This window comes from Brevundimonas subvibrioides (assembly GCF_027271155.1).
Classification (GTDB): Bacteria; Pseudomonadota; Alphaproteobacteria; order Caulobacterales; family Caulobacteraceae; genus Brevundimonas; species Brevundimonas subvibrioides_D.
Map to the genome: position 1 here is coordinate 2,691,243 of NZ_CP114542.1, position 11,350 is coordinate 2,702,592.

An 11,350-nucleotide genomic window follows, 5' to 3' on the forward strand; every position below is an offset into this window, starting at 1 on the left:
GGCGGCAGACATACCTCAAGCAGTCGCTGCGAATGCCCGCGGCGGCGAACCTCGGGCCGTCGAAAAGCGGCCTGCCGGCGGGACAACGGATATCGCGGCCGTTCTCGCCAGCTGGTATCGCGCCCTCGCGAACCAGGCCTGACATTGAGCCCACGGGCGGGAAAAAACCCAAAGCCGTCGACCGGCCCGGTCTGCAAGCGCATCCCGACCCCCGGAGATGCCTGCGGGCATTATCGGAGATGTGGCCAGGAGGCCAGGACGGGTTCTGCGCGCCGCAGGACGGGCCGGTTGCCCGAAAAGGTCCAGATCCGGTTTCAGGTTCGGTTCAGGAATGGGGACCGGGCCTGGGATCGCCCCTCGCCTGCGTCATCCCCCCGTAACGCCTATGCATCGCTGGGGACGCTGAGGGGCCACCTAAACAGAAGTGGGGCGCACAAGGATGGTTTCGGATTTGGTGCAGCGCTGGATGCCAACGACATCCTCGCTCTGCCATACTGTGGTTCCGAAGATTTCCGTCCCGTCTTTGGTGACGATGGCAATGGTCTCGATTGACGAGCCTATGCGCTGGAGCAGTCTGACCCGCGCGCCATAGGGATCCAGTTGGCGCAGAATACCCTGCACAGTATGGCCCCTGCCGATATCGACCACACAGGGTTCGGCGAAACGGCTTCTCTGCACGATGCGACGGTTGGGGTGGCCGATTGGAAAACTCATGCGGCCACAATCCAGCATGGCCCTGAAGCCTCGCTTAAGCTTTGGCGTTAACGGCAGCGTCCCTGGTGCGGAAAGTCCAGCCCGGGACCTTGCCGCCCTCGGAGCGAATTCTGCGATGCTGTTCACCCGTCATGTCACGACGGTGGTCGCGGCCGAGCCCGCGGTCGAGGATCTGGGAGCACGGATCACATTCAATGGTCGCCTGAACGGTCCTGGCGCTGGAGTGATTGCAGCAAAATGGCCTTGATCCGTGCCCGGACGGCTCCGGTCATGGAACCCAGAATCCCCCGCGCATCGGGCGGCAGGTGCCCTACCGGGTCGTCCCCTGTCTGGAAGATATAGTGATCGAAGAAGGCGCGCCATTGCTGACGCTCGCCAGGCGGCAGGTCACGGATCGTCAGCAACGCATGCAGCATCGTCAGCATCGGCGTGGTCAGATACTCCGGACCATCCCGCCACCACAGATTGATCATGGCTCCGAAATTGTCGAGTGACTCGACGTGGTGCCACCACAGGCTGGGCAGGTAGAGGGCGTCACCCGGTTCCAGGTCCGCGACTTCGGCGACGGCCAGCGCAGACCTGTATTTCGGATGACGCTCGAAATCGGGTTCGACGATGTCGACCAGACTGATCGGCTGGCCGGCCAGAGTCATGTCGATCGGCCCGACATAGAGATTGCCGATCTGGTCGGGGGGAAACAGGGTAAAGCGGCGTCGCCCGGCGACCACGCAGGCCAGATTCTGGGCCAGGTCCCAGTGCGCCGCCGTCCGCGATCTGTTGCCGATCCACAGCGAGGTCAGTCGCTCCCTGGCCGGGTCGAGCAAGGGCATGGGGTGGCTTTCGGCGAGACCGGGCAGGACCTTGGGCAGGGGGACGCCGCCGGCATAGATGTGACCTGCATCCGGCCGATCCCGACCGTCCAGCACCTGGGCGACGACGTCGCGCAGCGTGGTCTGACGCTGGTCATGATTGAAGCCGGTCAGGTCGTCGGAGTAGCTGAACCGACCCTTCATATCCGACGCGCCGAAGAAGGCCCGGACGGGGCCACCATTGTCGAAGCGGGAGAGATAGGTGGCCAGAGCTCCCGGGGATATTGCCGCCTCGCGCACGGCCGGCCATGGCTTGACCAACCCCTTCAGGACCGCCGGGCGACCCGCGGGGACGATCTCGGATTCGAACCGTGCGCGATCGACGCCATGGTGGACCGGAACCTGGACGGATGGCTGGGTCACCTGCGTTTCTTGATCCATGACACCCGGCGCGGCGGTCGGCACATGGATACCCTAAGCCGCTGACGTTATCTCGGAAAGTGGCAGCTATCGATCATTACGCCCGATCACCGCCCTGCGGTTCACGCCGCCGCGCTCCCGGATCCTACGTCCGTCCCTGTCATGCCAAGCCGCCGCAGGAAATCGTCGTGCCCACCGAGCGGCTTCAGCCCCTGCGCCACAAGCCCTCCGACATCGTTAAGGAAGCCGGCCAGCTGATCGTCGCGAATGGCGTCGGCCAAGCGGTGGCGGCCGTCCGGCTGGATGTTCTGACCCAACAGGACCTGAAGCCAGCTCGTGGGTTTGAAGAGGTCGTCTTCCTCATCCGGCAGGACCGCCGATGCACGCCAGGACGCCAGTTTCCGCTGGAGTCCCGGCGGGATCGGCAGGCCCCGGCAGTGCCGCCAGAAAGGCGTGTCGTCTCGCCGCGTCGCGCGATAGTGCAGCACCAGAAAGTCGCGCACCGCTTCATATTCCGCGTCCAGCGTACGGTTGAACTGGGCGGCAAGAGCCGGGTCAAAGCCGGTGTCTGGAAACAGGCGGATCAGCTTTTCCAGACCCGATTGAACCAGATGGATGCTGGTCGACTCCAGCGGCTCCATGAAGCCGGATGCCAACCCAAGCGCGACGACATTCTTGTTCCACATCTGGCACCGCTTGCCGGTGGTGAAGCGGATCACGCGGGGCTCCGCCAGTGCCGGGCCATCGAGTTGGGAAACGATGTCCGCCGTCGCTGCCTCGTCGTCGATGAACCGACTGGAATAGACATAGCCGTTGCCCGTGCGGTGCTGCAGCGGGATGCGCCAGTGCCAGCCGGCATCCCGTGCCCTGGACCGGGTGTAGGGAGTCACCGTGCCGACCCCCTGCGACGGGACGGCCACGGCGCGGTCGCAGGGTAACCAGTCTGTCCAGTCCTGATAGCCGGTCTTCAGCGCCTCTTCGATCAGCACGCCTCGAAAGCCGGAGCAGTCGATGAACAACTGTCCCTCGACCCGGCGGCCGTCCTCCAGGGTAAGGGCTTCGACAAAGCCGTCGTCGGGCCGCAGCCCGACATTCGCCACCTTGCCCTCGACCCGGATGACGCCACGCGCCTCAGACCATTCGCGCAGCATCCTGGCGTACAGTCCCGCGTCGAAATGATAGGCCCAGATCAGTCCGCCCATCCGGTTCGGTGCGACCACCTCCGGACGCGAGAAACGGCCCGCCAGGGCCGCCTGGACGTTCAGACTGTAGCGCCACAGATCCCCAGCTGACGTCGCATCCGCCTCACGGGCACGAAGCCAGTATTGGTGAAAGCCCAGCCCGGCGAGCGGCAGGCCGACGTCACCAAAGCCATGAATGTAGGAATGGCCCTTCTCCAGCCAGTCGTCGAAACGGATGCCCAGCTTGATCGAGCCCTGGGTGGCTTTCAGAAAGGCGTCCTCGTCCAGACCGAGCAGTTGATTGAACAGGCGAATACCGGGGATCGTCGCCTCGCCCACGCCGACGGTGCCGATCGCCTCGGACTCGATCAGGGTGATTTCGGTCAAGGCACCAAAGACCCGCTTCAAAGCGGCGGCAGCCATCCAGCCCGCTGAGCCGCCACCCAGGATCACCACCCGATTGATAGGCGCTCGTTCCATTCTCTGATCCTAACGACCGGCCTGGGTCGCGGCCAGCAAAAAGCTCCACCGCCCGGGGGCGGCGGAGCTGATCAGTTCGGGGTGGAGAAACTAGAAGCGGTAGTTGACGCCGAACAGGAAGGTCTTGCCGTAGACCTGATAGTCGATGGCCTGACGTTCGATGCCGTTGTTTGTGACGAACGGCTCGTCCGTGAGGTTGTTACCCTGGACCAGGACGGAAAGACCATCCAGTGGACCGGACTGGAACTCGTATCCCAGTTGGGCATCGACCACGCTTTCCTCGCCGACGGCACGGTACGTCAGGCCGTTGCCGAAACCCGCGACTTCGCCGAGGAAGTCCGAGCGGAACCGGTTCGAAACACGGGCCTGGAAACCGTCCTTCTCATAGTAGAGCGTGACGTTGGAGACTCGCTCCGACAGGCCCTCGATCGGACGAGCTGGATTGCCCGGGTCCGGCTGGATTTCGCTGGATGTATCCGAATAGCTGGCGATCAGGCCGAAGCCGTCAAGCGGCTCGAAGAATTCGCCAAACGGGATGGAAGCCGCGATCTCGATTCCCTGGATCGCACCGCCCTCTCCGTTCTGGGGCGAGTTATACAGACCGAGGAACGACGCCGGCTGAGCTCCCGGGACCGGGAAGCCAGTGAAGTCGAACGCGATTTTCTGGTTAAAGACGTAGGAAGTAAGGTCCTTGTAGAAACCCGCGATCGAGATATAGGCACCCGGCCCGAAATAATGTTCGTACGAGATATCATAAACATTGGCTTCCCACGGGCGAAGCTTGGGATTTCCGCCGCTACCGCCGAAATAAGCCGAGTTGATATTCGTCGAATTGATGTTGGTGGGATTGTAGCTGAAGTTCTGGCTTCCGCGCATCTGATCCATTCGTGGCCGAGCCTGAACCTTGGCGGCGGCGAGGCGCAGCACGTCAGAGTCCGTCAGCTGGAAGATCAGGTTCAGACTGGGCAGGAAGTCCGCGTAGTCGTCACCGTCGTTGATCGCAACCAGGGTCGAACTGGCCGAAGATGTTGCAAAGCCTGATCCGGTTTGTTCGACTTTGAGATACTGGAAGCCGATATTGCCGGTCATCAGCACCGGACCCAGGTTCTGTTCGATATTGGCCTGGAAGAACAGGTTGGTGATATCTTCGGTCACTTCCCAATTCTTGGACACGACGTCAAAGTTCGGGTTGCGCTGAGCCACCAGGACACCCGAGTCCAGCACGCACGCGGTGTCATAGCTGATCATCGAGAAACCCAGGAACTCGATAGTCGTGGGCTGCAGCAAACATGCGCTCGGGATGGCGACCGACGTCGCTCCGCCCGCCGGCTGGAGGAAGAATTCGTCGGCTACGAAGGTCTTCTCGCGACTGCTGACATTGACCCCGATCTCGACGGAGCTGATCGCGCCGAAATCGACATCACCCGCCAGATTGACGCGAACAGCATTCAGCTCATCGTCGGTGTTTGGCGAGTTCAGATAACCGGCCTGGACCCGGCTACCGCCCCAGCCACGCGGATCGGTCAAACGGATGACGTTGGGATCCGCATAGTTGACGCCAGTGATGTCGAACTGGGCGACACCGCGTTCGTCAATCGTATAGCGAACGGTCGAGTTCGCTCCGGCCGCGTTGTAGCCGGTGCCGGAGTAAGACTCGATCACCTGGTCGGTACGTTCGACCTTGGAGTGGCTGAGATCAGCCGAGATCGTCCACCGATCGTTCAGCTCCAGGCTGGCGTTCAGGCCCAGCGCAAGAGTCGAGGCGTCACGGGTGTTCAGGTCGTTGCGAATGACGCCGTCGACGTTGTTGAACGTCGCCGAGGTGATCAGCCCGTCTTCGATCGTAGTGACAGGCTGCAAGACCTCCTGGACCCCGTTGCTGGCCCCCCACCACAGTGGCATCTCGATACCGCGCAGGACCTGGGTGTTATTGAATTCGGAATAGAAGGCGTCGCCAACGACCTTCACGCGGTCGTTCGGACGCCACTCCAGGACGCCCATATACCCGTCACGTTCAAGCAGGCCTGACTGCGCGTAGGGCTTGGCGCCGCCCAGAACCAGTTGGCCAATCTCTTCGGAGTAGCCGGGCCGCGGTGCTCGCGGCAACGGGCCGGCACCATCGGGGTCAACGCAGACAACGTCGGACCCGCAATCGATCGTCGGATAACCCCAGGCGTTGTAGCGCTCATTTTGATACGGCGACTCAAGATGCGCATAGCCGAGCGCAACACCCAGGGTGTCGTCGAGAAACTGATCGACGAAGGAAACGCTGTAGCGATTACCGGTATCCTCGGCACCAGCGACCAGCGAGCCCAGGTCATTCCATTCGTAGCGATAGTTAAGCGCCAGGGCTTTGCGGCCATATTCCAGCGGGCGAATGGTCCGCAGATCGACTGTGCCGGCCAGACCCTGGCCAACCAGGGTCGCGTCAGGCGTCTTGTAAACCACGACCGAGGCCAGCAGTTCCGACGGGAACTGGTCGAACTCGACACCACGGTTGTCGCCGGTCGTGACTTGTTCGCGGCCGTTCAACAGGGCTGTGGTGAAGTCGGGACCCAAGCCCCGCACCGAGATCACCTGGGCCCGGCCATCCAGGCGCTGGGCGGCGAGGCCGGGCAGGCGGGCAAGTGATTCGGTGATCGACTGGTCCGGCAGCTTGCCGATGTCTTCGGCTGTGACGACCTCGACAATCGATGTCTCGCGCCGCTTGGCGGCAATCGAGTTGGCGATGGAGGCGCGAATCCCGGTGACGACCACTTCGTCGACCTGGGTCTCGTCGTCCTGCGGTGCCGTCTGAGCCTGGGCAACCGTGCCCATGGCCAGCAGCGCGACCACACCAGCCGCACAGCCCGCCATCAGACGCGAACGCGTGTTCGAACGAATTCTCATTGTCATTCTCCCTGACGGCCATCTCGCGTTTCTGACGAAGCGATCCCGAACCGTTCGCAAAAATATGCAAACTTTTGTCGGGATGGCAAGCCGGTAATTGTCATGGCAGCAATTGGGCACGGCCCCTTGTGCTTATATCAGCCAGAAAAGCGCGATATTGCAGCGCAACATGGATTTTTTGCGCGATGCCAGGGGACCGTATCGCCATTGACAGCGCTTCATGAGGACTGCAAAATCTTGCAAAGAAAGTGCCCGGGCTATGCATCCGGGACACAGTGGGACGAAATTCCATGACCCGAAAAGCGCGTCGTTTATGGGGTCCGGGACCCGTGAGTCTGGCAGCGTTCATGGTGATGCTGGGCGCGCACCCGACTTTCGCCCAGACCACGACCGATTTTCGCGCGCGACTGCCCCAGGACGAGGTCATCTATTTTCTGATGCCGGACCGGTTCGATAACGGCGACGCGACCAATGACACCGGCGCGATTCCCGGCGGGCGACTTGAGCACGGCTTCGACCCGACCGACGAAGGCTTCTACCACGGTGGGGATCTGGCCGGCGTCGAGCGTCGACTCGACTACATCCAGGGACTGGGGGCCACAGCCATCTGGATGGCCCCGATCTTCAAGAACAAGCCTGTGCAGGGCGAGCCGGGTCGGGAGTTCGCCGGAGCCCACGGCTACTGGATCACGGATTTCACCCGCGTCGATCCTCATTTCGGGGACGAAGCGGCCATGCACAGACTGGTCGATGCCGCCCATGCGCGCGGCATGAAGGTCTATATGGACATCGTCGCCAACCATACGGCCGATGTCATCCGCTACCGCGAGTGCCCGGCCAATGACTGTACCTATCGCAGTCGCGCCGATTATCCGTTCACGCGGCGGGGCGGAATCGACGGGGCAGCGATCAACGAAGGGTTCGACGGCAGCCATTTCGACCGGTTGACGCGATCGGACTATGCCTACACGCCCTACGTTCCGGCCGGCGAAGAGACGGTGAAGGTGCCAGCGTGGCTGAACGACCCCGCCTATTACCACAACCGGGGCGACTCGACGTTTCGCGGCGAGAGCTCGACCGACGGCGACTTCTCCGGCCTGGACGATCTGATGACCGAGCATCCCCGCGTAGTGGCGGGCATGATCGAGATCTTCGGCGACTGGATCGATCGTTACGGTATCGACGGCTTCCGGATCGATACGGCCAGACACGTGAACCCGGCGTTCTGGCAGGCGTTCGTCCCGGCCATGCTGGAACGGGCGCGGGCCAGGGGCATCCCAAACTTCCACATCTTCGGCGAGGTCTATGACGTCGATCCGGCTGTGACGGCGCGCTTCACCCGGGTCGACGGCTATCCGGCCGTGCTCGACTTTCCGTTCCAGTACGCGGTGACAGACATCGTGGCGCGCGACGTCCCGCCGGCTGCCCTGGCCAAGGTATTCGACGCCGATGCGCTCTACGAAGGGGGCACCGCCGGTGCCCTGGGGCTGCCGACCTTTCTGGGAAACCACGACATGGGACGGATCGGGGGGTTCATCCTGACCGCGAAGCCCGACATATCCGACGCCGAACTGCTGCAGCGTGAGACGCTGGCCCATGCGCTGATGATGTTCAGCCGGGGCGTTCCCACGCTCTACTACGGCGACGAACAGGGCTTCACGGGCGCGGGCGGCTATGGCGCGGCGCGTCAGGACATGGCCGAAACCCAGGTCGTTTCCTATCGGGATGACCGGATTGTCGGAGGTGCCCAACCGCCTTTCGCGACCGGCGCGCCCCTGTACCAGGCCATCTCCGGGATGGCGCGTCTGCGTCAGGCGGATGTTCGCCTTCGTCGCGGCCTGCAGACGGTGCGTTTCGCCGCAGAAACGCCGGGCATCTTCGCCCTGTCGCGACATATCGACGACCTGCCGGGCGAGACCCTGGTCGTCTACAATACCTCGGCCACTCCGATCACCGCCAACATCGAGGTCGATGCGGCCTCAGCCACCTGGTCGACCGTCCGCGGCGCATGCCCTGCGGCGGCCTCGGCACCCGGCAGCCTGCGCGTCACCGTTCCCGCATTCGATTATCTGATCTGTTCCTCTGAAGGTGTGCGTTGACTGCCGAAGTTCTGACCCACGCCCCTCCGGCCACCCGATTGGCGCCGGCTGCCGACATCCGGGAATGGTGGCGGGGTGCGGTCCTGTATCAGATCTATCCGCGCAGCTTCGCCGACAGCAACGGCGACGGGATCGGCGATCTGCCCGGTATCACCGCCCATCTGGATCACGTGGCATCGCTGGGCGTGGACGGCATCTGGCTGTCGCCCTTCTTCACCTCGCCGATGAAGGACTTCGGCTACGACGTATCCGACTACGTCGGCATCGACCCGATCTTCGGCACGATGGCGGATTTCGACAGGCTGGTCGCCCGGGCCCACGAACTGGGCCTGAAGGTCATCATCGACCAGGTCTATTCCCACACCTCCGACCAGCACGCCTGGTTTCTGGAAAGCCGTCAGGACCAGACCAATCCCAGGGCCGACTGGTATGTCTGGGCCGATGCGAAGCCCGATGGCTCCCCGCCGTCGAACTGGCAGTCGGTGTTCGGCGGCCCGGCCTGGACCTGGGACGCCCGCCGGCACCAGTACTATATGCACAACTTCCTCAAGGAACAGCCGCAGCTGAACGTGAGGAACCCGCAGGTGCAGGAGGCCCTGCTGGCGGTCTCACGGTTCTGGCTGGACAGGGGCGTGGACGGATTCCGCTGCGACGCGCTCAACTTCGCCATGCATGACCCGGCGCTGACCGACAACCCGCCGGTTCTCGCTCCCGGCAAGCGGACGCGCCCCTTCGACTTCCAGCAGCACATCCACAACCAGTCGCACATCGACATCCTGCCGTTCCTGACGCGTCTCAGACGCGTGGCCGACAGCTACGAAGGCGACCGGTTCCTGGTGGCCGAGGTCGGAGGAGAGAGAGCTGACGAGGAAATGAAGCTCTATACCCAGGGCACCGAACGGCTGCAGTCGGCGTACGGTTTCCTCTATCTGTACGCGCCCGGTCTGACACCCGCCCTGGTCGAACAGGGTCCCGCGATGTGGCCGGGGAAGCCGGGCGAGGGCTGGCCATCATGGACGTTTTCCAACCACGACGCGCCGCGTGCCGTGTCGCGCTGGGCCCAGGGTCGCGACCCGAAGGCCTATGCGGAGATGGCCCTGCTGCTGCTGATGTGTCTGCGGGGGAATGTCTTCGTCTATCAGGGTGAGGAGCTGGGCCTGCCGCAGGCGGACGTTCCCTTCGAACGACTCGTTGATCCCGAAGCCATCGCCAACTGGCCCGAGACCCTGGGTCGCGACGGAGCACGCACACCGATGCCATGGAAGACCGATAATGGATTTTCGGGCTTCTCGGACAGCGAGCCGTGGTTGCCTATCGATCCTCGCCACAAGGCATTGACGGTCGAGGCGCAGGAGCGGGACCCGGCATCCACGCTGCATCTGACCCGCCGACTGATCGCCTTGCGCCGGGCACATCCGGCGTTCCGGACGGGCACGATGACGGTGATCGAGGCCACGGAAAGCCTGCTGGTGTTCGAGCGGACCGATGCAGCCGAATCCCTGCTTTGCGTCTTCAACCTGGGTCACGAGGACATCACTTGGACCCAGCCTCGTGGATGGACGACGATCGAGTCGGTAAACGATACCGCGCGCAGCTCCGACCACCTGCCGCCCATGATCGGGCGGATTCTCATCAGGACGGCGGGGTGATGTCAGCCGCCGCAGGTCTCGCGGACGATCAGGTCGGTGGGAATCCGCTCGGATCGGCCGCCGCCCTGGCCGGCGTGGTCCAGCAGCTTGGAGATCATCAGGCGACCGGCCTTCATCGTGTCCTGCGCGATCGTCGACAGGGCCGGTCGGCTGTACCGGCTGAACGGCACATTATCGAAACCGATCACCGAGACGTCTCCGGGCACCGACTTGCCGGCGTGCAACAGGGCGCGCACAGCCCCGAGCGCGATAAGGTCGGACGCAGCGACGATTCCATCGAAATCCAGTCCCCGGCGCAGCATGGAATCGACCGCAGCCTCGGCGCTCTCGACCTCGAAATGAGCCGGAACGATCAGGTCGGGATCGACGCTGAACCCGGCGGTCTCGAGCGCCTCCTGGTAGCCCCGTTGACGCTGCTGCGCCTCGGGCGGATCGAGGTCACCAAGGTAGACGATCCGCTTTCGCCCCAGTCGGGCCAGATGCGACGTCGCCCTGCGTCCGCCGTTGATGTTGTCCGATCCGATCGAACAATAGTTCTGGTCGGGCAGCTCGGCCCCCCAGACAACGAACCGTCCCTCGGTCTCGGCGATCCGGTTGAAGGCGGCGTGCAGCGTCGACTGACCCAGAAAGATGACCCCATCCGCCCGGCTGGTGGTCATGGCGATGCTGAGGTCATGCAGATTGGCGGGCGAGACGTGGCTCATGACCAGGTCGCAGCCGCGTTCGCGCGCCGCCTCTCCCACGCCGGCCAGGAGTTCGAGAAAGAACGGATCGCTGAGGCGGCCTTCGCGGCCCTGCGGCCGCGGCGTCACCAAGGCGATCGTGCCCGACGCGCCGATCGGAGCCGCAGGCATATGGCGTCGGAACGGATAGTCGTGCTCGCGGGCGAGCTTCCAGATTTTCTGCTTTGTGCGCGTATTGACGGCCGGGCTGTCATTCAGGGCACGGGACGCCGTGGCGATGGACACACCGGCCAGAATGGCGATGTCCTCCAGGCGGGTCGATCGTTTCGTCAAGCCGCCCCCGCCGCTTCTGCAAAATTTGCTGCAAACCACGTCATCGCCGCATCTGCACCCTGCAGGCGACGGTTGGCAAGAGCTTCGCTTTAG

General features: G+C 63.5%; 7 protein-coding genes. 2 read left to right on the plus strand and 5 right to left on the minus strand.

Features of this window, described 5'->3' with window-relative positions:
• Nucleotides 1-414: 414 nt before the first annotated feature.
• The 4 genes from O3139_RS13415 to O3139_RS13430 all read right to left on the minus strand — a co-directional run bounded on the left by O3139_RS13415 (nt 415) and on the right by O3139_RS13430 (nt 6,493).
• On the minus strand, nt 415-714 hold the full coding sequence (locus tag O3139_RS13415; protein WP_269514573.1) for a hypothetical protein: 300 nt from the start codon (nt 712-714) through the stop codon (nt 415-417).
• Between the two features lie 191 nt (nt 715-905).
• On the minus strand, nt 906-1,946 hold the full coding sequence (locus O3139_RS13420) for a cupin-like domain-containing protein (protein WP_269514575.1): 1,041 nt from the start codon (nt 1,944-1,946) through the stop codon (nt 906-908).
• A gap of 119 nt (nt 1,947-2,065) precedes the next feature.
• Nucleotides 2,066-3,604 carry a tryptophan halogenase family protein gene (locus O3139_RS13425; RefSeq protein WP_269514576.1) on the minus strand — a complete coding sequence of 513 codons (1,539 nt, stop codon included), beginning with the start codon at nt 3,602-3,604 and terminating at the stop codon, nt 2,066-2,068.
• 90 nt (nt 3,605-3,694) lie between these two features.
• Nucleotides 3,695-6,493 carry a TonB-dependent receptor gene (locus tag O3139_RS13430; RefSeq protein WP_269514578.1) on the minus strand — a complete coding sequence of 933 codons (2,799 nt, stop codon included), beginning with the start codon at nt 6,491-6,493 and terminating at the stop codon, nt 3,695-3,697.
• A gap of 347 nt (nt 6,494-6,840) precedes the next feature.
• On the opposite strand from O3139_RS13430, the gene O3139_RS13435 reads away from it, so the two are divergent.
• Both O3139_RS13435 and O3139_RS13440 read left to right on the plus strand, forming a co-directional pair.
• Nucleotides 6,841-8,592, plus strand: a complete 1,752-nt coding sequence (locus O3139_RS13435; protein ID WP_269516493.1) for an alpha-amylase family glycosyl hydrolase — start codon at nt 6,841-6,843, stop codon at nt 8,590-8,592.
• A gap of 38 nt (nt 8,593-8,630) precedes the next feature.
• On the plus strand, nt 8,631-10,241 hold the full coding sequence (locus O3139_RS13440; RefSeq protein ID WP_269516494.1) for an alpha-amylase family glycosyl hydrolase: 1,611 nt from the start codon (nt 8,631-8,633) through the stop codon (nt 10,239-10,241).
• A 2-nt stretch (nt 10,242-10,243) separates the two neighbouring features.
• Here O3139_RS13440 and O3139_RS13445 read toward each other — a convergent pair whose 3' ends face one another.
• Nucleotides 10,244-11,296, minus strand: a complete 1,053-nt coding sequence (locus O3139_RS13445; protein ID WP_269514579.1) for a LacI family DNA-binding transcriptional regulator — start codon at nt 11,294-11,296, stop codon at nt 10,244-10,246.
• Between the last annotated feature and the right edge of the window lie 54 nt (nt 11,297-11,350).

Coding starts and splice junctions, on each gene's coding strand:
- O3139_RS13415 (WP_269514573.1), bottom strand. CDS start 714: ATGAGTTTTCCAATCGGCCACCCCAACCGTCGCATCGTGCAGAGAAGC.
- O3139_RS13425 (WP_269514576.1), bottom strand. CDS start 3,604: ATGGAACGAGCGCCTATCAATCGGGTGGTGATCCTGGGTGGCGGCTCA.
- O3139_RS13430 (WP_269514578.1), bottom strand. CDS start 6,493: ATGAGAATTCGTTCGAACACGCGTTCGCGTCTGATGGCGGGCTGTGCG.
- O3139_RS13435 (WP_269516493.1), top strand. CDS start 6,841: ATGGTGATGCTGGGCGCGCACCCGACTTTCGCCCAGACCACGACCGAT.